At 64.9% G+C, this 23,718-nt stretch carries 21 protein-coding genes; 5 read left to right on the top strand and 16 right to left on the bottom strand.

The window, feature by feature from the left end; translation table 11 throughout:
• The first annotated feature begins 130 nt into the window (after window positions 1-130).
• The 3 genes from fabA (at window position 131) to fabV (ending at window position 3,176) form a co-directional block, all read left to right on the top strand.
• Window positions 131-652, top strand: a complete 522-nt coding sequence (gene fabA / locus P6U30_RS00250) for a bifunctional 3-hydroxydecanoyl-ACP dehydratase/trans-2-decenoyl-ACP isomerase (protein WP_407149454.1) — start codon at window positions 131-133, stop codon at window positions 650-652.
• A 43-nt stretch (window positions 653-695) separates the two neighbouring features.
• On the top strand, window positions 696-1,919 hold the full coding sequence (gene fabB, locus P6U30_RS00245; protein ID WP_407167605.1) for a beta-ketoacyl-ACP synthase I: 1,224 nt from the start codon (window positions 696-698) through the stop codon (window positions 1,917-1,919).
• A gap of 84 nt (window positions 1,920-2,003) precedes the next feature.
• Window positions 2,004-3,176, top strand: a complete 1,173-nt coding sequence (gene fabV, locus P6U30_RS00240; protein ID WP_407167604.1) for an enoyl-ACP reductase FabV — start codon at window positions 2,004-2,006, stop codon at window positions 3,174-3,176.
• A gap of 212 nt (window positions 3,177-3,388) precedes the next feature.
• Here fabV and P6U30_RS00235 read toward each other — a convergent pair whose 3' ends face one another.
• The 11 genes from P6U30_RS00235 to rimP all read right to left on the bottom strand — a co-directional run bounded on the left by P6U30_RS00235 (window position 3,389) and on the right by rimP (window position 15,892).
• Window positions 3,389-3,985, bottom strand: coding sequence for a glutathione S-transferase family protein (locus P6U30_RS00235; RefSeq protein WP_407170641.1), 597 nt, complete (start codon window positions 3,983-3,985; stop codon window positions 3,389-3,391).
• 80 nt (window positions 3,986-4,065) lie between these two features.
• On the bottom strand, window positions 4,066-4,527 hold the full coding sequence (locus tag P6U30_RS00230) for a GNAT family N-acetyltransferase (RefSeq protein ID WP_407167603.1): 462 nt from the start codon (window positions 4,525-4,527) through the stop codon (window positions 4,066-4,068).
• 92 nt (window positions 4,528-4,619) lie between these two features.
• Window positions 4,620-5,354, bottom strand: a complete 735-nt coding sequence (locus P6U30_RS00225; protein WP_407167602.1) for a superoxide dismutase — start codon at window positions 5,352-5,354, stop codon at window positions 4,620-4,622.
• Window positions 5,355-5,545: 191 nt separating this feature from the next.
• Window positions 5,546-7,702, bottom strand: a complete 2,157-nt coding sequence (gene pnp, locus P6U30_RS00220) for a polyribonucleotide nucleotidyltransferase (RefSeq protein ID WP_407167601.1) — start codon at window positions 7,700-7,702, stop codon at window positions 5,546-5,548.
• Between the two features lie 318 nt (window positions 7,703-8,020).
• A complete protein-coding gene (rpsO, locus tag P6U30_RS00215) occupies window positions 8,021-8,290 on the bottom strand; it encodes a 30S ribosomal protein S15 (RefSeq protein ID WP_407149447.1) in 270 nt (89 codons plus the stop codon).
• 2 nt (window positions 8,291-8,292) lie between these two features.
• On the bottom strand, window positions 8,293-9,408 hold the full coding sequence (truB, locus tag P6U30_RS00210; RefSeq protein WP_407167600.1) for a tRNA pseudouridine(55) synthase TruB: 1,116 nt from the start codon (window positions 9,406-9,408) through the stop codon (window positions 8,293-8,295).
• Window positions 9,408-9,818 carry a 30S ribosome-binding factor RbfA gene (gene rbfA / locus P6U30_RS00205; protein ID WP_407149445.1) on the bottom strand — a complete coding sequence of 137 codons (411 nt, stop codon included), beginning with the start codon at window positions 9,816-9,818 and terminating at the stop codon, window positions 9,408-9,410. Before rbfA ends, truB begins: the two co-directional genes overlap by 1 nt.
• A 170-nt stretch (window positions 9,819-9,988) precedes the next feature.
• Window positions 9,989-12,703: a translation initiation factor IF-2 gene (infB, locus tag P6U30_RS00200; RefSeq protein ID WP_407167599.1), complete on the bottom strand. Its 2,715-nt coding sequence runs from the start codon at window positions 12,701-12,703 to the stop codon at window positions 9,989-9,991.
• 108 nt (window positions 12,704-12,811) lie between these two features.
• Window positions 12,812-13,498: an RNA-binding protein gene (locus tag P6U30_RS00195; protein WP_407167598.1), complete on the bottom strand. Its 687-nt coding sequence runs from the start codon at window positions 13,496-13,498 to the stop codon at window positions 12,812-12,814.
• A 15-nt stretch (window positions 13,499-13,513) separates the two neighbouring features.
• On the bottom strand, window positions 13,514-15,124 hold the full coding sequence (gene nusA / locus P6U30_RS00190; RefSeq protein WP_407167596.1) for a transcription termination factor NusA: 1,611 nt from the start codon (window positions 15,122-15,124) through the stop codon (window positions 13,514-13,516).
• Between the two features lie 3 nt (window positions 15,125-15,127).
• Window positions 15,128-15,892 carry a ribosome maturation factor RimP gene (rimP, locus tag P6U30_RS00185; protein WP_407167595.1) on the bottom strand — a complete coding sequence of 255 codons (765 nt, stop codon included), beginning with the start codon at window positions 15,890-15,892 and terminating at the stop codon, window positions 15,128-15,130.
• Between the two features lie 343 nt (window positions 15,893-16,235).
• On the opposite strand from rimP, the gene P6U30_RS00180 reads away from it, so the two are divergent.
• Together P6U30_RS00180 and P6U30_RS00175 are read left to right on the top strand one after the other, a co-directional pair.
• Complete coding sequence (locus P6U30_RS00180; protein WP_407167594.1) at window positions 16,236-17,309, top strand: DUF2336 domain-containing protein; 1,074 nt, start codon at window positions 16,236-16,238, stop codon at window positions 17,307-17,309.
• Between the two features lie 164 nt (window positions 17,310-17,473).
• A complete protein-coding gene (locus P6U30_RS00175; RefSeq protein WP_407167593.1) occupies window positions 17,474-18,313 on the top strand; it encodes a phytanoyl-CoA dioxygenase family protein in 840 nt (279 codons plus the stop codon).
• Window positions 18,314-18,353: 40 nt separating this feature from the next.
• On the opposite strand, the gene trmB is transcribed toward P6U30_RS00175, so the two are convergent.
• From trmB to P6U30_RS00150, 5 genes are all read right to left on the bottom strand, one after another.
• The gene (trmB, locus tag P6U30_RS00170; RefSeq protein ID WP_407167592.1) at window positions 18,354-19,094 is read right to left on the bottom strand and encodes a tRNA (guanosine(46)-N7)-methyltransferase TrmB; all 741 of its coding nucleotides are present in this window, start codon (window positions 19,092-19,094) and stop codon (window positions 18,354-18,356) included.
• Window positions 19,091-20,215, bottom strand: coding sequence for a M20 family metallopeptidase (locus P6U30_RS00165; protein ID WP_407167591.1), 1,125 nt, complete (start codon window positions 20,213-20,215; stop codon window positions 19,091-19,093). The genes trmB and P6U30_RS00165 overlap by 4 nt, the downstream gene beginning before the upstream one ends.
• Before the next feature lie 101 nt (window positions 20,216-20,316).
• Window positions 20,317-20,733, bottom strand: coding sequence for a helix-turn-helix domain-containing protein (locus P6U30_RS00160; RefSeq protein ID WP_280981954.1), 417 nt, complete (start codon window positions 20,731-20,733; stop codon window positions 20,317-20,319).
• 261 nt (window positions 20,734-20,994) lie between these two features.
• A complete protein-coding gene (gene lnt, locus P6U30_RS00155; protein WP_407167590.1) occupies window positions 20,995-22,608 on the bottom strand; it encodes an apolipoprotein N-acyltransferase in 1,614 nt (537 codons plus the stop codon).
• Window positions 22,605-23,717: a hemolysin family protein gene (locus P6U30_RS00150; RefSeq protein WP_407167589.1), complete on the bottom strand. Its 1,113-nt coding sequence runs from the start codon at window positions 23,715-23,717 to the stop codon at window positions 22,605-22,607. The genes lnt and P6U30_RS00150 overlap by 4 nt, the downstream gene beginning before the upstream one ends.
• Window position 23,718: the final 1 nt, after the last annotated feature.

Genomic DNA, 23,718 nt, shown 5'->3' with positions numbered 1-23,718 from the left:
TTTCGGCAGAGACCCAAGGCCGATAGCGTACCCACGTAGCGCCAATAGGCGGGATATTCAAACCCCGCGGGAAGATCGGTCCGGCTCAAGCAAAAAGCGCTTCATCGGGACATTTGAGAGGCTGAAGAGGATGCTGGATCGGCGCAGCGGTTACGAATACGAGGATTTGCTGGCTTGCGGCCGCGGAGAGCTGTTCGGCCCGGGCAATGCCCAGTTGCCGTTGCCGCCGATGCTGATGTTCGATCGCATCAGCGAGATTTCCGAAACCGGCGGCGAGTTCGGCAAAGGGCTGGTGCGCGCCGAACTCGAGGTGAAGTCCGACCTCTGGTTCTTCGGTTGCCATTTCAAGAACGATCCGGTGATGCCGGGCTGTCTCGGCCTCGATGCCATGTGGCAAATGGTCGGCTTTTATCTCGGCTGGATCGGCGGTGAAGGTCGCGGCCGCGCGCTCGGTCTCGGTGAGCTGAAGTTCTCCGGTCAGGTGCTGCCGCATGCGCGCAAGGTTGTGTACAACGTCGACATCAAGCGTGTGATGCGGTCGAAGCTCGTGCTCGGAATCGCCGACGGGTGGCTTTCCATGGACGACGAGATTATCTATCGCGCCAAGGATTTGAAGGTCGGGTTGTTCAAGCAGGGCACGGCACCGTCTTGAGCAGGATCATCATGCGACAACATAAAGGCAGGGCGAGGCGAACATGAGGCGGGTTGTCATCACGGGGATGGGCATTGTCTCATCCATCGGTAACAACACCCAGGAAGTGCTTGCGAGTCTCTACGAGGCGAAATCGGGCATCACGCGCGCCGAAAAGCACGCTGAGCTGGGCTTCCGTTCGCAGGTGCAGGGCGCGCCGACCCTTAATCCTGCCGAGGTGATCGATCGCCGCGCGATGCGGTTTCTTGCCGAAGGTGCGGCCTGGAATCACGTCGCCATGGAACAGGCGATCCGCGACTCCGGGCTCGAGGACAGCGAAGTCTCCAACGTGCGCACCGGCATCATCATGGGATCCGGCGGGCCGTCGACGCGGACGCTGGTGGAGGCCGCCGACATCGCGCGCACAAAGGGGCCGAAACGCGTCGGTCCGTTCGCGGTGCCGAAGGGCATGTCGTCGACGGCGTCGGCGACGCTCGCGACCTGGTTCAAGATCAAGGGCGTGAACTACTCGATCTCCTCGGCCTGCGCGACGTCGAACCATTGCATCGGCAACGGCTATGAGACGATCCAGATCGGCAAGCAGGACATCATCTTCGCCGGCGGCTGCGAAGAACTCGACTGGACGCTGTCGGTGCTGTTCGACGCCATGGGCGCGATGTCCTCGAAGTACAACGACACGCCGGCCACTGCCTCGCGTCCTTACGACATCAGCCGCGACGGCTTCGTGATCGCGGGCGGCGCGGGCGTGGTGGTGCTCGAAGAGCTCGAGCATGCCAAGGCGCGCGGTGCGAAGATCTATGCCGAGGTGGTCGGCTACGGCGCGACGTCCGACGGCTACGATATGGTGGCGCCGTCAGGCGAGGGCGCCGAGCGCTGCATGCGCATGGCGCTGTCGACCGTGAACACGCCGATCGACTACATCAATCCGCATGCGACCTCGACGCCGGCCGGCGATCCGCCGGAGATCGAGGCGATCCGCAAGGTGTTCGGCACCGGGGAGAAGTGTCCGCCGATCTCGGCGACCAAGGCGCTGACCGGCCATTCGCTGGGCGCCACCGGCGTGCAGGAGGCGATCTATTCGCTGCTGATGCTGAACAACGGCTTCATCTGCGAAAGCGCACACATCACCGAACTCGATCCGGTGTTCGCCGACATGCCGATCGTGCGCAAGCGCATCGACAATGCCAAGCTCGGCACCGTGCTGTCGAACTCGTTCGGGTTTGGCGGCACCAACGCCACGCTGGTGTTCAAGCGGCTGGATGCGTGATTTGAGTCTTACCTCTCCTCTCTTGCAGACGGAGGCCGGCAGGCAGCGAATGGCGACATTGCAACGATCCGAAATAGGGTGGACATGATTATCGAACCGCGCGTGCGAGGCTTCATCTGCACCACGGCACATCCCGTCGGCTGCGCGATCAATGTCCGCGACCAGATCGCTTATGTTCTCCGGCGTGGCCCGATTGCCGAGTGCCCCAAGCGCGTCGCCGTGCTGGGATGTTCGACGGGTTACGGCCTCGCGAGCCGCATCGTTGCGACTTTCGCCGGAGGAGCAGAGACCATCGGCGTGTCGCTGGAGCGCGAGCCGACGGCGACCAGGACGGGCAGTGCCGGCTGGTACAACAACCGCGCCTTCGAAATCGAAGCCCAGAAGATCGGACGGTCTCCTCTCACGCTGGAGGGCGATGCCTTCTCGGACGAGATGAAGAAGAACTTCATCGAGCGTGTGCGCGAGAAATTCGGACAGCTCGACATGCTGGTCTACAGCATGGCGGCTCCGGTCAGGACCGATCCGGACACGGGCAAGACCTATCGCTCGGTCATCAAGCCGCTGGGTGCCCCTGTCGAGATCAAGACTCTCGACACGGAAACCGGCGAGGTTTTCGAGACCACGCTCGAGCCTGCGAACGAAGATCAAACGACGGCTACGGTCGCGGTGATGGGCGGTGATGACTGGAAGCGCTGGATCGACCAGCTCGCGGACGCCGGCGTTTTGGCGCCGGGCTTCCGGACGCTCAACTACACCTATATTGGCAGCGAGCTGACCTGGCCGATCTATTGGAACGGCACGCTCGGGCGCGCCAAGGTCGATCTCGACCGCAAGGCGGAAGAGATCCGGAACCGGCTCGGCCAGGACGCCGCACGCGTCGTGGCGCTGAAGGCCGTGGTCACCCAGGCGAGCTCGGCGATTCCGGTGGTGCCGCTCTACGGGACGGTGCTGTTCAAGGTCATGAAGCAGCTCGGGCTCCACGAGGGATGCATCGAACAGATCGATCGCCTGTTCCGGACCCGCCTCGGCAAGGACGCCGAACTCGATGACGCGCAGCGCATCAGGGTCGACGACTGGGAGCTCTCGCCCGAAGTTCAGACGGAAGTGTCGCGGCGCTGGCCGCTGCTCACGACCGAAACGCTCGGCGAACTGGCGGATCTTGCCGAATACAAGACCCAGTTCCTGCGCCTGTTCGGATTTGGCATCGACGGCGTCGACTATTCGCAGGACGTCGACCCTCGCGTCGTCCCGGGTTAGGCCGTTCGGAAAAACGGGCGAGCGGCAAAAGACTTCTCTCCTTCCCCCTGAAAGGGGGAAGGTCGGGATGGGGGTCAGCCGCGGGCGATGCTCTATGCGGAGAGAGCTGATCCCCACCCGCTTTGCTCTGGCGAGCAAAGCGACCTCCCCTTTTCAAGGGGAGGTTAGGACGTAGCCCCGGATTTCGCTTCGCTCCATCCGGGCCACATGCGTCACCCCGCAGCGATCTTCTCTGCGCGCTGGAATGCGGGGCGCGCCACGCAGCGGTCGATATAGGCGTCGAATGACGGCCGCGGCGGCACCATCTTGAACACGCGCACGGCGTAGTTCAGTCCCGAGCCGATCGTGATGTCGGCAGCGGAGAACTGGTCGCCGAGCATCCACGGCCCCTTCTGTAGCTCGGCATCGAGCACGTCGAGCACCTGCGCGGCGCTGCCCCACGCCGCGGTGCTCGCAGGCACCTCGAGCTTGGTGAAGAGCTGGATCAGCGCGGGCTCGATGCAGCTCGACGAGAAAAACAACCACTGCAGATAGCGGGCGCGGTTCGGATCGGTCGTGGCCGGCGCCAGCCTGGTCTCGGGATAGCGGTCGGCGATGTAGGCGCAGATCGCAGCCGCCTCGCCGAGCTGGGCGTCGCCGTCGGTCAGCGCCGGCACCTTGCCCATCGGGTTGATCTTCAAATAGTCGGGCGCCTTCTGTGCGCCGGTGCTGATATCGGTCAGCACCCGTTCGTAAGGCAGGCCGGATTCCTCCATCAGCCAGATCGTGGTGAACGAGCGCGAGCGCGGCGACCAGTAGAGCTTGATCATGTGCTGGACCTTTTCATCGTCGAGGGACGAACAGCGCCCGTTCATCGCGCGCCTGCCGCGACTTGGCAACCGGGGTCGGCTTAGGCGCCCTTTGCCCTGCTCCACCGATAGTGCTTCATCATGAAGCCGGTCAGCGGATTGAGCTCTTCCTTTTCGAACGCAAAACCCTCGCGCTCATACCAGCGCCAGGCCTTTTCGTTCTCGCGAACGCACTTCAACCAGATCTCATCGGGCAATTGCTGGCGCGTGAAGGCGAGCAGCTCGCGTCCCAGGCTCCGGCCCTGATAGGCCGGCGCGACCATCAGTTGGTCGAGAAGGCAGGTCGGCGGATGCAGCGCCAGCATGCCGGCGATCGTGCCGCGATCGTCGGCGACGAAAAGGCTCCAGCCGCCATCGATCTCGCGACGCAGGCGCGCGCGCAGATCGCTGAGCAGGCCGTCGCTCGACTGCGAGAGTTGGGTCGAGACCCAGCTCTCCATCCAAACGCGCGCAACCTCGTCATATTCGTCCGAGCGGGCAGTGCGGATTGTCGGCAGCGTCATCATTGATCTCTCAGCGTGTGAAAGGCCTCGCGGTCTCCCGCGAGGCCTTAGCTTAGTCGAGCAGGTCGCATCCGACGATTCCTTCTGGCGGCTCACACGCCGAGCGCCCCTGCCTTCGCCGCTGCGTAGCGCGCGGCTACGGCTTTCCAGTTCACCGTATTCCACCACGCCTTCAGGTAATCCGGTCGGCGGTTCTGATAGGTCAGATAATAGGCATGCTCCCAGACGTCGTTGCCGAGCAGGGCGCGCTTGCCGTCCATGATCGGGTTGTCCTGGTTCGGGCGCGTCTCGATCGCCAGCTTGCCGTCCCTGGTCACGGTGACGAACACCCAGCCCGAGCCGAACACGCGTCCGCCGGCGGCATTGAAGTCGGTCTGGAACTTCTGCATGCCGCCGAGATCGCGATCGATCGCGGCGAGCAACTCGCCGTCCGGCTTGCCGCCGTTCGGTCCCATGATCTGCCAGAACATCGTGTGGTTAGCGTGGCCGCCCATGTTGTTGCGTACGCCAGTGCGGATCTGCTCCGGCACATCGCCGAGGTTGGCGAGCACGTGAGTGACCGGCTCCTCCGCGATCGCCGGATGATCCTTGGCGAACGTGTTCAGGCTGGTGACATAGGCCTGGTGGTGCTTGTCGTGATGGATCTCCATCGTCTTGGCGTCGATGTGCGGCTCCAGCGCGTTGGTCGGATAAGACAGCGGCTCGACCTTGAACGGTCCGCTTGGAGCCTGTGCCGTCGCCTGCGCGAACGCCGTGCGCGATGAGGCGGCAGCCGCGGCGATACCGGTTGCTGCGATGATCAGGTGGCGTCGGGACATCAATGACATCGTGTTTCTCCGGGCTGGGAAAGCATCATCGGATTAGACACGAGACAGGGATGGGTTCCGATGATGCCGGTCACAATGTCGCGGCCAAACCGCGCACACGGCCCAAGTCCGGCTGATTTGCATCGCGATAGCTCAAACAAAAAGGGCGGCTGTGACAAACGCCCTTTTGCAACGATGGACTGTGCCGGAACTTACTCGCCGGCGGCCTCGCGCGGGGTGGGCGCCTCGGCCTTCTGCTTGGCTTCCAGATCCTCGCCGGTCTGCTGGTCGACCGCCTTCATCGACAAGCGGGTCTTGCCGCGATCGTCGAAGCCGAGCAGCTTGACCTTGACCTTGTCGCCTTCCTTGACGACGTCGGAGGTCTTCTGCACGCGGTTGGCGGCAAGCTGGCTGATGTGGACGAGACCGTCCTTGGCGCCGAAGAAGTTCACGAAGGCGCCGAACTCCATCACCTTGACCACGGTGCCGTCGTAGATCTGGCCGACTTCCGGATCGGACGCGATCGACTTGATCCACTTGATCGCGGCCTTCATCGCCTCGCCGTCGTTGGAGGCGACCTTCACCGTGCCGTCGTCCTCGATGTTGACCTTGGCGCCGGTCTTCTCGACGATCTCGCGGATCACCTTGCCGCCGGTGCCGATCACTTCGCGGATCTTGTCGGTGGCGATCTTGAAGGTCTCGATGCGCGGCGCGTATTCGCCGAGCTCGGCGCGGGCCGCGGTCAGGGCCTTGGCCATCTCGCCGAGGATGTGGACGCGCCCTTCCTTGGCCTGGCCAAGCGCGACGCGCATGATCTCCTCGGTAATGCCCTCGATCTTGATGTCCATCTGCAGCGAGGTGATGCCCTGGTCGGTGCCGGCGACCTTGAAGTCCATGTCGCCGAGATGATCCTCGTCACCGAGGATGTCCGACAGCACCGCAAAGCGCGTGCCTTCCAGGATCAGACCCATGGCGATGCCCGCCGTCGGCCGCTTCAGCGGCACGCCGGCGTCCATCAGCGACAGCGAAGCGCCGCAGACCGAGGCCATCGACGAGGAGCCGTTCGATTCGGTGATCTCGGAGACCACGCGGATCGTATACGGGAACTCGTGATGCGGCGGCAGCACCGGGTGGATCGCGCGCCAAGCGAGCTTGCCGTGGCCGATCTCGCGGCGCTTGGTGCCGCCGAGGCGGCCGGTTTCGCCGACCGAATAGGGCGGGAAGTTATAGTGCAGCAGGAACGTCTCCTTGTACGTTCCCGACAGCGCGTCGATGTACTGTTCGTCCTCGCCGGTGCCGAGTGTGGTCACGACCATCGCCTGGGTCTCGCCGCGGGTGAACAGCGCCGAGCCGTGAGCGCGCGGCAGCACGCCGACTTCGGCGACGATGTTGCGCACGGTCTTGACGTCGCGGCCGTCGATCCGCTTGCCGGTATCAAGGATGTTCCAGCGGACGATCTTGGCTTCCAGCTCCTTGAACACATCGGCGACGCGCAGCTTGTCGTATTTCGGCTCCTGCCCTTCGGGGAAGAAGTGCGCCATCACCTTCTCCTTGACGGCGCCGACCGCGGCATAGCGGTCTTGCTTCACTGCGATCGCATAAGCCTGGCGGAGCTCCTGCTCGGCGATGCCGAGCATCTCCTTCTCGATCTCCGAATTGTCGATCGGCGTGACTTCGCGCGGCTCCTTGGCGGCCTTCTCGGCAAGCTCGATGATCGCGTTGATGACCGGCTGGAAGTGGCGGTGGCCGAACATGACCGCGCCGAGCATCACGTCTTCGTTGAGCTCCTTGGCTTCCGACTCGACCATCAGCACGGCGTCGGCGGTGCCGGCGACGACGAGGTCGAGCTGGCTCTCGGTCATCTCGTCCAGCGTGGGGTTGAGGACATATTCGTCATTGGCGAAGCCGACGCGCGCCGCGCCGATCGGGCCCTTGAACGGCACGCCGGACAGCGTCAGTGCGGCGGAGGCCGCGACCATCGACAGAATGTCGGGATCGTTCTCCATGTCGTGCGACAGGGTCGTCACGATCACCTGGGTCTCGTTGCGCCAGCCGTCGACGAACAGCGGACGGATCGGCCGGTCGATCAGGCGGGAGACCAGCGTCTCCTTCTCGGTCGGACGGCCTTCGCGCTTGAAGTAGCCGCCGGGAATGCGGCCCGCGGCGTAGGCCTTCTCCTGGTAATCGACGGTGAGCGGCAGGAAGTCGACGCCTTCGCGCGGCGCCTTGGCCGCAACGACGGTGGCGAGCACCACGGTCTCGCCATAGGTGGCCATCACGGCGCCGTCGGCCTGGCGGGCGATCTTGCCGGTTTCAAGCTTGAGGGGACGTCCACCCCAGTCGATCTCGACGGAATGCGTTTTGAACATTTCGGTCTTCTTTCATGGTTTCGCGAAAGCACGGCGCCCCAAAACACAAAGACCATGCGCAAGACGGCGAGACACTGATGCGCTGCTGCGACCAGCGTCCGGCGATCCTGCCATGGTCCTTGGATTCCGGATGGCGTCCATCCTTTCGATCATCTGGGCATCTTGCCCGGTCCAGCGGCCGGATTGCTGCTGGACGCTAGTGCGCATGGCGTGAAGGCCATGCTGTTGCGCATGATCGTCTTTCGACAATTCGAAAGTCCGTCTTCCCGGAAGATCATACGAAAACGCGCGCGAACCGCGCGCGCGTGCTTCTCGATATCAACGACGGATGTTGTGCTTTTCGAGCAGCGCCTTGTAACGCGCCTCGTCCTTGCGCTTGATGTAGTCGAGCAGGGAGCGACGCGTCGACACGAGCTTCAGGAGGCCACGGCGTGAATGGTTGTCCTTCACGTGGGTCTTGAAGTGCTCGGTGAGGTTGTTGATGCGTTCCGACAGGATCGCGACCTGGACCTCGGGCGAGCCGGTGTCGCCGGCTTTGGTGGCATTCGTCTTGATGACTTCCGCTTTGCGTTGCGCGGTAATCGACATCGTCAATTGCTTCCATGGTTGCGAGCCGGACTGGCAGTCAGTCCGCTCAGGTTGAACACGCGCTTGGGGATGAGTTCGCCATTGCCAAGTTCGGCAAGCGCCAGAAGACGGCCTGCCACCGTGACATAGACTGTGCCGCTATTATTGGGCGCATCCCGTCCGCGCAACAAAACGGCCTGGCCTCTGTGAAGCCTTGCCGCATCAGCCCGTGTGACGGCCAGTGCCGGGATGTCGTCCAGCGCGGTCTCAACGGGCAAAAGCGCGTCGGCGAGGCTGCCCTCGCCAGACGCGGCTCTATTGCATAAAGCCTCCAACTGTTCCAGCGGAATCATGTCCTGCTCGGTAAATGGACCGACAATGGTTCGCCGCAGCGCGCAGATATGGCCGAAACAGCCGAGAATCCGGCCCATATCGCGGGCCAGCGCCCGGACATAGGTTCCCTTGCCGCACTCGGCCTCGAACACGGACTGGCCGTTATCTCCATGTTCCACAAGGATTAATTCATGAATCTCGACCGGGCGGGGCTTCAGTTCCACGGTTTCGCCGTCACGTGCCAGGTCATAGGCGCGCTCGCCCTGCACCTTGATGGCCGAATATTGCGGCGGGATCTGCTCGATCGTCCCGGTGAAGCGGGGCAGCAGCTCCCGGACTGAATCGGCTGTCGGCCGGCTCTCGCTGGTCCTGACGACGCGTCCCTCGGTGTCGTCGGTGTCGCGCTCCTCGCCCCAGCACACCGTGAAGCGATAGCGCTTGCGGCCGTCCATCACGAACGGCACGGTCTTGGTGGCCTCACCGAGCGCGATCGGCAATCCGCCCGAGGCGAGCGGATCGAGCGTGCCGGCATGGCCGGCGCGCTTTGCCTGGAACAGGCGCTTGAGCACGGCGACCGCGTGCGTCGAGGTCATGCCAACCGGCTTGTCGAGCACGACCCAGCCGTGCACGTCGCGCTTGTCGCGGCGCGGCTGATGATTCTGCCTGCCCTGCTTCTGGTGCTGGCGCGGATCGTTGTTCACCCGACGCGGACCGTCACTGCGCTGTTCGGAAAAAATATCTCTGCTGGCGTTGGGCGCGTCGGCATCTTTCGCGTCGATCGCGCTGTTGGTCGTCGTCACAGTCATCACTCGTCGTCCGAATCGGGCGCAAGGTCTCTTTGCACCGCAGGTGTTCGCAGTAATTTCTCGATACGTTCCGCCTCGTCGAATCGCTCGTCGACGCGGAAGCGGATGTCAGGTGCAAATTTCAGGTTAACGCGATGCGCGATCTCGCCGCGGAGGAATTTCTTGTTGCGCTCGAGCGCTGCGATCACGGCATCGGTGTCGCGTCCGCCAAGCGGCATCACATAGATCGTGGCGAGCTTCAGGTCCGGCGACATACGCACCTCGGGAACGGTGATGATGTGGCCTGCGAGATCCGGATCGTGGACGTCACCGTGGGACAGAATATCGGCAACCGCGTGGCGAACGGTTTCGCCGACGCGGAGCTGTCGTTGTGATCCCCCGGGCGCGGAGCTCTTCTTTTGACGGGACATGACCTTCTTCCAAAACCGTCACGCCCGCGGGTCTTGGCCCCGGGCATCAATGTCTAGCTTTTCAATTTCAGACAATGCGGGGCTGGCCGGACCTGGTCCGGCCATGCCGACGCATTTTCAGTTAAATGGACCCAACGCTTAGTAAGATCTGCGCTTCGTAAGACTTGGACTTACAGAGAGCGCTGGATCGTCTCGATGCGGTAACACTCGATCACGTCGCCGACACGCATGTCGCCGTAGTTCTCGAACGCCATGCCGCACTCCTGGCCGGCGACCACTTCCTTCACTTCATCCTTGAAGCGCTTCAGCGTCGAGAGCTTGCCTTCGTGCACCACCACGTTGTCGCGGATCAGGCGAACATTGGCGCCGCGCTCCACGGTCCCGTCGGTGACGCGGCAACCCGCGACCTTGCCGACCTTGGAAATGTTGAACACTTCCAGGATCTGCGCGTTGCCCAGCATGGTTTCGCGCAGCGTGGGCGCGAGCAGGCCGGACATCGCCTTTTTGATGTCATCCACGAGATCGTAGATGATGTTGTAGTAGCGGATCTCGATGCCGTTGCGCTTGGCGGCTGCCGCCGCTTCCTTGTTGGCGCGGACCGAGAAGCCGATGATCGCGGCGTTGAAGCCTTCGGCCAGCGTGACGTCGGACTCCGAGATGCCACCGACGCCTGCATGGAGGATACGAGCTGCGACCTCCTCGGTGCCGAGCTTCTCCAGCGAGCCAAGGATCGCTTCCAGCGAGCCCTGCACGTCGGCCTTCACGATCAGCGGGAATTCCTTGCGGCCCGCGGTCTTGAGCTGCGACATCATCTGCTCGAGCGAGCCGCGCATGCCGGAGATCGACGCCGCGGCGTTCTCGCGCTTCTGGTGCGCACGGTAGCTCGTGACCTGGCGGGCGCGGGCTTCGTTCTCGACCACGGCAAGACGGTCGCCGGCTTCCGGCGGACCGTTGAAGCCGAGCACCTCGACCGGCACGGACGGGCCGGCGTCCTGGAGATTTTCACCCTGGTCGGAGATCAGCGCGCGGACGCGGCCCATCTCGGCGCCGGCCACGATGATGTCGCCGACATTCAGCGTGCCGCGTTGCACCAGCACGGTCGCGACCGGACCGCGGCCACGATCGAGCTTGGCTTCGATCACGGTGCCTTCCGCCGGGCGATGCGAATTGGTCTTCAGGTCGAGAATTTCCGCCTGCAGCGCGATCATCTCCAGCAGCTTGTCGAGGTTGGTCTTGTTCTTCGCCGACACCTCGACGTCGACCACGTCGCCGCCGAGCGATTCGACCTGCACCTCGTGCTGCAGCAGCTCGGTGCGCACGCGCTCGGGCCGCGCATCGGGCTTGTCGATCTTGTTGATCGCCACGATGATCGGCACCTTCGCCGCCTTGGCGTGATTGATCGCTTCCACCGTCTGCGGCATCACGCCGTCATCGGCCGCGACCACCAGCACGACGATGTCGGTGACCTTGGCGCCGCGGGCGCGCATCGCGGTGAACGCGGCGTGGCCGGGCGTGTCGATGAAGGTGATCTTGGTGCCGCTCTCGGGCGAGAGCACCTGATAGGCGCCGATATGCTGGGTGATACCGCCGGCTTCGCCCGACACCACGTTGGCGTGGCGCAGCGCGTCGAGCAGCGAGGTCTTGCCGTGATCGACGTGGCCCATCACCGTGACCACGGGCGAGCGCGGCTCGGTGTCGGTCGAATCGTCGACGACGTCGAACAGGCCTTCCTCCACGTCGGAGGCGGCGACGCGCTTGACGGTGTGGCCGAGCTCTTCCGCGATCAACTGCGCGGTGTCGGCATCGATCACGTCGGTGATCTTGTGCATCGCGCCCTGCTTCATCAGCATGCGGATGACGTCGACCGCTCGCTCCGACATGCGGTTGGCGAGTTCCTGAATCGTGATCGCTTCCGGAATCGTGACCTCGCGGATCAGCTTTTCCTTCGGCTCATTCGACGCATGGCCCTTCAGACGCTGGGTGCGGCGGCGGAACGAGGCGATCGAACGCTCGCGCACGTCGTCGGCATTGAGCGCCGTGGTCACGGTCAGGCGGCCGCGTTCCTTCTGCGGACCGGGCTTATGGGTGGTCCTCGGCGCTGCCGCCGGGCGCACGGCGCCGCCGGGGCGGCGCACCAGACGCGGACCTTCGTCCTCGTCCGCCTCGGCCGCAACCGGAGCTCGCGGCGCGGGGGCCGGAGTGCGTCCGGGGATCGACGTTGTCGTACGGCCCGGCGCCGATGTCGCGGGTCGCGTCGGGGCAGACGTCGCCGGCCGCGCGGCTGTGGAGGGAGCAGGTTTGGCCGGCGCGGCAGCGGGGGCAGCGCCCGGTTTGGCCTCGCCCTCGCCGAAGCGGCGCTTGGCCTCGACCTCGGCCTTGCGCTTGGCCTCTTCTTCCTGGCGATGGCGCTCCTCTTCCGCCTTGCGGCGGGCTTCGGCGGCCTCGCGCTCGGCCTTCTCGATAGCCTCGCGGGCGGCGCGGCGCTTGGCCTCCTCTTCGGCCTGCCGGCGCTCCTCGATGTCACGCTGCCGGGCGTCGGCGAGCGCGTTGGCACGCGCAGAGCGCTCATCCTCGGTCAGCGTCGGCAGCACCACGCCGGAGCGGGTGTTGCGCTGCGCCTGTCCGGGAGGCGGACCTGACGGGCGGCCGAGCGGCGGCTTGGCGACTGGCGCCGCGGGCTTTGCGACCACGGGTTCCGGCGCATGGGTCTCGGCCGGGCCATCGCCGCCGATGCGGCGCTTGCCACGCTTCTCGACCACGACCTGCTTGGTCCGGCCATGGCTGAAGCTCTGGCGCACGGTGCCCGTCTCGACGCGCGGCTTCAGCGTCAAGGTCTTGCTCGGGACACTCAAAGTCTTGTCGCCAGGGGTTTTGGTATCAACCATTCAGCAGTCCTAATCTCGTTTCGCTGTGCGTTTCCCGCACAAGTCCTTCAAGGCGTCGTCTATTGTTGAGCATGATCCCGTTGGAAAGGCGGTATCCGCCTTCCCGGATCATGCTCTGGAATTTCTGGCCGCTTCGGCGGTCTTGTCGTCGTCGGCCATCCGGTATCGGACCAGCATCTGGCAGCGCGACAGGAACGTCTTGCTCGCCGGGCCCGCGAGCAGCGCAGCATGTATCACATTTGCGCGCCCAAGTGCCAAATCCAATTCTGCCGACGTCAAAACATTGACGGTGGCGATTACCGGCGATTCACCACGTTTTTCGCCCCTTTGCCGGAGGATCGCGTCCAATTTGCGAATTCCGTCGGCAGCGCCGTCGGAAGCGTGGATCAGGGCTGCGGTTTCGCCCCGGTTGAGCGCGTCCTCGACCTTGCCGAAGCCGGATACAACCTGGCCGGCCTTGGCGGCCATCGCCAAGGCGTCGATAACGCTGCGCACCAGCAGTGCCTCGGTGTCGGCGGAAAGGGTCGGCGCGACCCGGACATCGCGCTTGAATCCCTTGCTAAATTGGTGACGGCGGACGGCTTCCGCAACACTTCGCCGCGATGCGGAAACCCACAATCCCCGGCCCGGAAGCTTACGCTTGAGATCCGGGATCACCTCGCCGGTGGGCGCGACGACGAACCGGATCAACTCGTCGATCGGACGCACCTCGCGGCTGACCGCGCACATCCGCGTGGTCGCGGACTTCTGCGTCCGCGGCCCATCGTCGAGATCGTGGTCAGCCTGAGCGAGCATCCGTAGGCCATCTCCTTATGCCGCCGGCTCTTCGGCAGCCTCGGTTTCCTCGGCCGGCTTGGCGAGGTCGGCCTCGGTGATCCAGCCGGCCTTGAGGCGAGCCTGCATGATCATCGCCTCGGCGTCGTCGCGCGAAATCTCGATGCCGTCGAGGAACCCGGCGTGCTTGGTCGGCTCGCCGCCGTCCTTGCGCTCGGTCCAGCCGACCAGGTCGTCGGTGGCGCAGCCGGCGAGGTCCTCGACCGTCTTCACATCGTTTTCGCCGAGCTTCACCAGCATCTTCGAGGTCATGCCGGGCACATCCTTCATGGCGTCCTCGACGCCAAGTTCCTTGCGCCTGGCTTCCAGCTCGGCCTCGAGCCGCTCCAGATATTCGCGGGCGCGGGTCTGCAACTCGTTGGCGGTCTCCTCGTCGAAACCTTCGATGCCCGCGAGTTCCTTGACGTCGACCAGCGCGAGTTCCTCGACCGAGGTGAAGCCTTCGGAGGCGAGCAACTGGCCGACCACCTCGTCGACATTGAGCGCTTCCATGAACACGCGGGTCGAATTCTCGAAGTCGGCCTGACGGCGCTCCGATTCTTCCTGCTCGGTCAGGATGTCGATGTCCCAGCCGGTGAGCTGCGAGGCGAGGCGCACGTTCTGGCCGCGGCGGCCGATCGCCAGCGAGAGCTGGTTGTTGGTGTCGGGCACCACGACCTCGATGCGCTCGCGGTCCTCGTCGATCACGACCTTGGCGACTTCGGCCGGCGCCAGCGCGTTGACCACGAAGGTCGCGATGTCGGGCGACCACGGAATGATGTCGATCTTCTCGCCCTGCAATTCGTTGACCACGGCCTGCACGCGCGAGCCGCGCATGCCGACGCAGGCGCCGACCGGATCGACCGAGGAATCGCGCGAGATCACGCCGATCTTGGCGCGCGAGCCCGGATCGCGGGCGACCGCCTTGATCTCGACGATGCCGTCGTAGATCTCCGGCACTTCCTGCGCGAACAGCTTCGCCATGAACTGCGGATGGGTGCGGGACAGGAAGATCTGCGGGCCGCGGGTCTCGCGGCGGACGTCGAAGATATAGGCGCGGACGCGATCGCCGTTGCGGAACACCTCGCGCGGCAGCATCTCGTCGCGGCGCACGATGGCTTCGCCGCGGCCGAGGTCGACGATCACGCTGCCATACTCGACGCGCTTGACGACGCCGTTGACGATGTCGCCGATGCGATCCTTGAATTCCTGATACTGTCGGTCGCGCTCGGCCTCGCGCACCTTCTGCACGATCACCTGCTTGGCGGATTGCGCGGCGATGCGGCCATATTCCAGCGGCGGCAGCGTGTCGGCGATGGTGTCGCCGACCTGGGCGCCGGGATTGGCGCGCTGCGCGTCGGCGAGCGAAATCTGGTTCGAGGCGTTCTCGACGACGTCGACCACGAGCATGTGGCGCGTCAGCCGCAACTCGCCTTTCTTGGCGTCGATCTCGGCATGGATGTCGGTCTCGCTGCCGTATCGGGCGCGCGCCGCCTTGGCGATGGCATCCTCCATCGCCGCGATCACGATGGAGCGGTCGATCGACTTTTCGCGCGCAACTGCGTCTGCGATCTGCAGCAGTTCGAGTTTGTTGGCGCTGACTGCCATGGCTTAGTCTCCTTCGGATGGATCGATCTCGCCTCGGCGCGCACGTTCCGCGGCCAGGCGGTGTTGTTTGGTGTGGGTCGGAGCCGGCTTCTTGCCGGGCTTCGGCTTCGGTTTGTGGCTTCGCGCCGGATCGCTCTTCTTGGCGTGCTCCGGTTGCGGCGGTGCGAGGCCAAGCTCACGGCGCAGTTCGCGCTCGGCGGCCTTGCCGCGGCGCATCGATTCGGCGATCAACTCGTCGGTCAGCACCAGCCGCGCATCCGAGATGTCCTCCATCACCAGGAGAACCTCGGCATCCTCGTCCGGGCGCGGATCGTCGCGCTTGACACGCACCGCATCGCCCTCGACGCCCGCGAGCGTGCCGCGGAACCGCTTGCGGCCTTGATGCGCCACCGCCATCTCGACCTTCACGAGATGCCCATGATAGCGCTCGAAATCGGAGCGGCGCACCAGCGGACGGTCGATTCCTGGCGACGAGATCTCGAGCCGGTAGGCGCGTTCGATCGGGTCCGCGACATCGAGCACCGGCGACAGTGCGCGCGAGATCGCCTCGCAGTCCTCGAGCTGCATCGAGCCGTCGGGGCGTTCCGCCATGATCTGCACGGTGCAACCGGCCTCGCCCGAGACCTTGATCCGCACCAGCCGATAGCCCATGCCCTGCAGGACCGGCACGGCGACTGCGGCAACGCGCGCGGCCACGCCGGGCTCGACGACGAGCCGTGGCTCGTTGAGCAGTTCGGCGTCCACGGACGTTGCGATCGGATCAGTCATATCCAGTGTCAAAGGCTCCAGTGTCAAAGGCGGTCTGAGGTCTGTCGTGTTGTCTCTGCGGCCTTTAGCGGCCGGTAACGCTACCCAAACCGGGCTCGGCCCGGCCGGGTCCCGTCAGGTAATAAAAAAGAGCGGGTCCCGGGGGGCCCACTCTCCTACGCGATCGTATGAGATACCTAAGTTGCTGCCGATATAGCGCTTTTGCCCCGGCCCGGCAAGGCCTCCGGACCTCCGGGGCGGTGATTTTGCGGCTTCCCTCGGAGACCTTCGATCTAACCCTCCGTTTACGAACGGGACCTAGATTGCCGGCAAACCGGCAGAAGACGCTGGTTTGGATAGGCCTATGACGACAGCCCCGGCGCTGATCCCGGAACTCGACGATATCGTTCGCCGTGGTGACCCCAAGCGCCGCGCTGAAGCCGCACGGCAGGTCGGCGAGCTGTTTCTGCAGGGGGCCGCGAATTTCCGCCCCGACCATATCGATCTTTTCGACGGCGTGCTGACCAGCCTGGTTCCACACGCCGAGGTGGACGCGCGGATCGATCTCGCCGAACGGCTCGCCGTGCTTGGCAACGCGCCGCGGCATCTCGTCGGTCAGCTCGCCCATGAGGACAATATCGCGATCGCGGGCCCGCTGCTGCGCCGCTCGCCCGTCCTTGACGAGCCTATGCTGGTCGAGATTGCCAACGCCAGGGGCCAGGGCCATCTGCTCGCGATGGCCGAGCGGCCAAAGCTCTCGACCGAGTTGACCGATGTCATCGTGCGCCGTGGCGACCGCGACGTGATCAGGTGCGCGGCCGGCAATGCCGGTGCTGCATTCTCGGATGATGGCTTCGCCACGATGATCCGCCGTGCCGGACAGGACGGTGTGCTGACGCTCAAGATCGGCCGGCGCGACGATCTTCCGCCCGAGCATCTCAAGAGCCTGCTGGCCGGCTCGATCGACGTGATCCGCCGGCGTCTGCTCGACGTCGTCAAGCCCGAGCGGCAGGCCGAGATCAAGCTTGCGATGAGCGAGATCGAAGGCGTGATTGCTGCTGTCGAAGGACGTCGCGATTTCGCGCCGGCGCAGCGCGCGATCCTCGCATTGCATCAAGCCGGCAAGCTGAACGAGACGGCGCTGCTCGATTTCGCAAAGTCCTTCAAATACGAGGAGTCGGTTGCGGCGCTGGCCGCAATGACCGGCGTGAGGATCCTGACGCTCGATCGCCTGATCTCGGGCGATCGCTACGATCCGATCCTGATCGCCAGCAAGACCATCGGCCTCGAATGGCCAACGGTGCGGGCGCTGATCATGATGCGGCTCGGGCCGAACCGGGTGCCGTCATCGGCCGACATCGAGGGCGCGCGGGTGAATTTCGCTCGCCTGATGCCATCAACTGCGCAGCGTGTCGTCGACTTCTGGAAATCGCGATAAGCCGCCGGCCTCCGCTCCGATATCGTCATGAGAGAATTCCGCTGCGGGGAAAGTCTCGCCTGCGCTTGTGCGGCATTGGCTACGCTGCGCAAGCACTCCCCATCGCGGACTAGGACAGCTATGCTCCTCGCAAGGCGCGACACAGCGCCAACGGGGAGATTGCCATGCTGACGGACGCCGACATTCAATCGCACGCCGAACGGATTCGCGACGACGGATACACCGTGATCGAGCGTGCCGCCTCGCCCGAGCTGGTCGAGAAGTTGAAGGCGGCGGTGCTGCGGATCGAGCGCGAGCATGATCTCGGCTTGGCGAAGACCTCGTTCGAAGGCTTCAAGACGCTGCGGATCAACAACCTCCTGACCTATGACGATCTGTTCTGGGAGGTGCCGCTGCATGAGAACGTGCTGCCGGTCGTCGAGCGTGTGCTGGACAAGGAGTGCCTGCTCTCGTCGTTCTGCTCGCTGGTGCTCGGTCCCGGCCAGGAGGCGCAGCCGATCCACGAAGACACGCAATTGATTCCGCTGCCGCGGCCGCATATTCCGATCACGATTAATGCGATCTGGGCGCTGTCGGATTTCCGCGAGGACAATGGCGCGACGCGTATCATCCCCGGCAGCCACAAGTACGATTCGTCGCCGGAATACGGCAAGGACTACGAGGCTGTCACCGCGACCATGCCGGCCGGCAGCGTGATGCTGTTCGACAGCGCGCTGTGGCACGGCGGTGGCGCCAACACCAGCGACGCCAGGCGCTTTGCCTTCTCCTGCGCCTATTGCTGGGGCTGGATGCGGCAGCAGGAGAATCTGCAGCTCGGCATTCCCCGCGACATCGCCGTGCGCTTTCCGCGCCGGCTGCAGGAACTGTGCGGCTACGGCGTCTACAAGGGACAGTTCGGCCACATCGACAATCGCGACCCGATCGAGCTGCTGGGCCGTGAGCGGGGAAAACGCATGGTGTGGGAAGCGACCGACGTCAAGAAGGCGCGGATCGCCAACCAGTAGCCTGCGTCATGCCCGGGTCAAGCCCGGGCTTGACGAGATCTCAGAGTCTTCGAAACCGCAAGTACGCTGCCTTCCGCCCTTCGCGCTCGGCTTTGGCGCCGTAGCGCGTCATCGTGTAGTCGGGCCATGGCTGCTGCCAGTCCGTTGCGCGCTCGGCGAGCCAGGCGAAGTCCGGCGAGCGCATCAGATGCGCCAGCGTCCAGGCGCAGTAGTCGTCGATATCGCTGACGAAGCGGAATTCGCCGCCCGGCTCCAGGATTCGCGCCATCGCGGCGACTGTCGCATCCTGCACGAAGCGTCGTTTCCAGTGCCGCCGCTTCGGCCACGGATCGGGATGAATCAGGTCGATGCGCGCAAGCGAGCGCGGCGGCGCCCAGGCCAACAGCTCGGCGGCGTCGCCGGCGAACAGCCTGATGTTGCCGATATTGTGTGCCTCGATCTGGGTCAGGATCTTCGCCATGCCGTTGACGTAGGGCTCGCAGCCGATGAAGCCCGTCCTGGGAAAGGCCTGCGCTTCTGCGACCAGATGCTCTCCGCCGCCGAAGCCGATCTCGAGCCTGACGCTTTCGGTGCCGTCGTCGAACAGTTCGGTCAGGCTTCCCGGCGCGGGCGTGCCGATGTCGAGTGCCAGATGCGGCAGCAGATGGTCGATCAGGTCGGCCTGGTGCGCGCGCAGCTTGTGGCCCTTGCGGCGCCCGAAGAACGATCCGCGCGAATGGGCGGCCGCGCCGTCGTCCGGGGGCGCGTCATGGTCGCCGGCATCGCGTGGTGTAGCGATCATCGCAGCGTCTGATAGAGGCGATGCAGGAGCCGTGCGCGCGGCTCGAGCGAGGAGATATAGAGCTGCTCGTAATGGGTATGCGCACCCTTGCCGTCGACGCCGAGGCCGTCGAGGGTCGCGGTGTGCGGCGCGGTGAAATTGCCGTCGGAGCCGCCGCCGGTGAAGACATCGAGCAGATCGAAGCCGAGCTCGGCGGCGACCGTCCTGGCGTGCTCGTAGAGCGCGGTGCCGGAATTGCTCTTCTCATAGGGCGGACGATTGAGCTCGCCCGTCACCGTCACGGTAACGCCCTCGGTGCGCGATGTGATCCCGAGGATCTTCGACACCAGCTCGTCGGCGTCGGCCATGGTCGGCACGCGCAGGTCGACTTCGGCATAGGCCTCTTCGGCGATCACGTTCGGCTTGGTGCCGCCGCGGACCACGCCGACATTGACGGTGACGCCGCGCTTGAGATCGTTCATCGCCTCCAGCGTCAGGATCACGTTGCCGAGCTCGCGGATCGCACTGCGGCCGTCCTCGGGGCGCGTGCCGGCATGCGCCGGCGCACCCTTGATGAACACGTCGAACCGGGCGACGCCCTTGCGCCCGGTGACGATCTTGCCGCCGTCGCGCGCCGGCTCGGTGACCAGCACGTATTTGGCCTTGCGGCCCTCGGCCTCGATCAGCGCCCGCGAGGTTGGGCTGCCGACTTCTTCGTCGGACACGTAAAGCTGGGTGATGCCGAGCGGCGCGCGTGCGTCATCGGCGCAGATTTGCCGGAAGGCGTGATAGGCGAGATAAGCGCCGCCCTTCATGTCGTAGATGCCGGGGCCGAACGCGCTGTCGCCGTCGATCCTGAACGGCAGACGTTCGATGAAACCCATCGGGTGCACGGTGTCGAGATGGCTCAGCACCAGGATGCCTGGCGCTTCCTGGCCCCAGGACGAGCGTGCGACCAGGTGATCGCCGTGGCCGTCGCGCCCGGCGATACGTTCCACGGTGGCCGGCAGATCGCGATAGCCCGACGCGACGAGGTCGGCGAGCTTGTTGACCTGATCGGGCCGTTCGGTCGGCGACTCGATCTCGACCCAGCGGCGGATGCCGTCGAGGATCGCTCCTGCTTCAAATGGATTGCTGGACATGGATGTTGTCGGCCTGTGAGTTCACCTGTCGACGCGCGCGGACGCACGTGCCGGAAGGACATATTCCAGATTTGTCGATCCCTCAAACGGATACGATCGGATCAGGCCTGGTCGGACGCCTCGCGCGCGGCGATCTGCTCGACCAGCTCGACGATGCTGCGGCGGAGCTTGGCGTCAGCAATGCGGGTGAAGGCGCGGGTCAGCGCCAGCCCTTCCGCGGTCGCGAGGAAATCCGACACGTAAGCGGGCGAGGCGCCCTCGCCGAAGCCGTCGGACGTCTTGACGCCGCTCGGGCCGCCATCGAACAGGAAGGATACCGGGACCTGGAGAATTTCAGAGATCTGCTGCAGCCGGCTGGCGCCAACGCGGTTGGTGCCCTTCTCGTATTTCTGCACCTGCTGGAACGTCAGGCCCAGCGCCTCGCCCAGCTTTTCCTGGCTCATGCCCAGCATGATGCGTCGCATGCGGACGCGGCTGCCGACATATTTGTCAACAGGGTTGGGCGCTTTGGTAGACATCTCCAACTCTCCTAGGGAATTGCGCGCCCGTGGATGAGGCAAGTTGGAAGCGAATATGCCTCAGGCGCAGGTGCCGTCAAATCCTGCAAGGAGGATCGGGACGAAATGCGGACAATTTGCGCAAAGGGGCTGACTGGACGTGGGATTTCGCTCGGGCCCGTACAATGCGAAGCGTACGGTCAATCTGTCAACTGGTGGATTGGCGTCGACGCGAATTTCGACGTTTTTTCGGGTTCGGCGACAACCGCCAATATGTAATCGTCAGGGCTTTCGCCTAAGGAAACGCCGCCGCAGCACGATTGCGAGGGCAACGATCACGATGGCAGCGGCCGGGATATTCCCGATCCGCGCATAGATCGTCGGCGCGATCGCCGCCGGCAGGCCGGCATCGAGGACCCCTTCGAGCCCGAGTCCGAGCTGTGCGACAATCCGGCCCACCGGATCGATCACGGCGGAAATGCCTGTATTTGCGGCACGCACCAGGGGCAGCCCCTCCTCGATCGAGCGCAGCCGTGCCTGCTGCAGATGCTGGTAGGGACCGGTCGAGAGTCCGAACCAGCCGTCATTGGTGACGTTGATGATCCAGCCCGGTCGCTCGTCGCGGTCGATGATGCTGCCGGGGAAGATCGCCTCGTAGCAGATCAGGGGCAGCGCAGGCGGGGCATGCGGCACGTCGAGCAGCCGGCGAATCGTGCCCGGGATGAAGCCGCCCACCACCTTGGTGAGCTGCTGGAAGCCCAGCTTCTCCATCCATGACTGGAACGGCAGATATTCGCCGAACGGCACCAGATGCAGCTTGTCGTAGACCGACAGCACGCTGCCGTCATGATCGATGACGTAGATGGAGTTGTAGGCGCGGGTGATGCGGACACCCGCTGGCAGGTCGGGCGCGCGCACCGAGCCGGTGATCAGCACGGTTCCCTTCGGCAGCAGATCGGCGATCTCAGCCATCGCGTCGGCTTCCCGGGTGAGGAAGAAGGGAAACGCGGATTCCGGCCAGATCAGGATGTTGGCATCGCGCACGCCGGTGGATTGCGGTCCCGACGCCCGATCGGACAATGCGAGATACTTCTGCATTACCGCCGCTTTGGCGGAGTAGTTGAACTTGGCATCCTGCTGCAGGTCGGGCTGCATGATACGCAGCTTGGCGCCCGCGACCATCGCGGTCGGATGTTGGGACAGCCGCACCGCGCCGAACGCCAGCATCGCCGCCAGAACCAGCACCGCCGCGGCCGGCGCGCGCCACGGCTTGCGGCCGCGCGAAGAACCGTCGATCAGCACGGCCGGGCTTGCGAAGATCGCGACCGCGAGGAACGTCATGCCCCACAGTCCGATCAATGATGCAGTTTGTGCCAATGCGAGTGGTTCGCTGAGCGCGTAGCCGAATGCGTTCCACGGAAAGCCGGTCAGGAGGTGGCCACGCAGCCATTCTGAGATCGTCAGGCTGGCCGCGAGCGCGAGCACGCGCGAGGCGTCACGTGGCCAGATCAATCGGGCGAGCGCGAAGCCCAAGGCAGTGAACAGCGCCAGATAGGCCGGCAAGCCAAGCACCGCGAACGGCGTCAGCCAGGCGAAGGTCTGGGCATCGACGAAGAAGGCGTAACCGATCCAGTATAGTCCCGGCACGAAATAGCCGAGACCGAACCAGTAGCCGGACAGCGCCGCCGCGGGCACGCCGCGCCAGCGCCCGGCCGCAGCGCCATCGATCAGCCAGACCGCGATCGAAAATGTCAGGAACAGTACCGGCCAGGCGTTGAACGGGGCCATCGCCAGCGCCGACAGGGCGCCGGCGCCGAGCGCGATCGCCGCACGCTTCCATCCCCAGGTCAGGATGATCGCAAGCCCGGCCGCGCGGAGTTTATCTGATGGCGTCACTGCTGACCGGCTCCATCGCCGGACGGCGGGCTGTTGTCGTTGGCCTGCGGGGCTCCGGACTCCGAGGATTGCTCGCGGCGCCGCTCGCGTTCCTTGCGCGGCGTCGGCCGCTCCTTGCGCGTCGAGATCCGCAGGCGTTTCACCCGCCGCGGGTCGGCGTCGAGCACCTCGACCTCGAAATTGCCCGGTCCCGAAATCACCTCGCCGCGCACCGGCAGGCGGCCGACGAACGAGACCAGGTATCCGCCCAGCGTCTCGACCTCCTCACCGGCTTCGCCGATGACGAAATCCTCGCCGATCACCGAGCGCACATCGTCGAGGCTGGCGCGCGCGTCGGCGATGAAGGAGTTGTCGGCCTGGCGCACGATCGACGGTGGCTCGTCGGAATCGTGCTCGTCGTCGATCTCGCCGACGATCTCCTCGACGATATCCTCGATCGACACCAGTCCGTCGGTGCCGCCATATTCGTCGACGACAAGTGCGAGGTGAATGCGCGAGGCCTGCATCTGCGCCAGCAGGTCGATCGCCCGCATCGACGGCGGGATGTAGAGCAGCTTGCGGATGATGTGGGCTTCCGACAGCGGCATCGCGAGATCGACCGCGCGCAGGTCGAGCCCGGCGGGAAACGGCTTCTTGCGCCGGGTCTTGGTCGCGTCGGTCAAGCGCGCCCTGGCGGTCATGAAGGCGAGCAGGTCGCGGATATGTACCATGCCTTCGGGGTCGTCGAGGGTCTCGTTGTAGACCACGAGCCGCGAATGCGCCGCACTCTCGAACAGGCTCATCAGCTCGCCGAGCGGAATGTCGCGCTTGACCGCGACGATGTCGGCGCGGTGCACCATGATGTCGGCGATCCGCCGCTCGTTGAGCGACAGGATGTTGCGCAGCATGGTGCGCTCGATGGCCGAGAAGCCGACATCGTCGGGCGTCGAGGCGTCGAGCACGACCTGCAGGTCGTCACGCACTGAGCCGGCCTTCCAGCCGAACAGCGTACGGATCGCGCGCACCAGCCAGCCTTCGGCGGCGGGGCGCTGCGCCTCGCCGGCGTGCACCACGGCCGGCAAGTTGCTCACGTGACGCGGATTGTCATGGGTCGGTTCGGAATCCGCCATG

This window comes from Bradyrhizobium sp. ORS 111 (assembly GCF_045571485.1).
Lineage (GTDB): Bacteria > Pseudomonadota > Alphaproteobacteria > Rhizobiales > Xanthobacteraceae > Bradyrhizobium.
The sequence above is the reverse complement of the archived record's forward strand: the minus strand, read 5'-3'. Positions and strand labels throughout refer to the sequence as shown.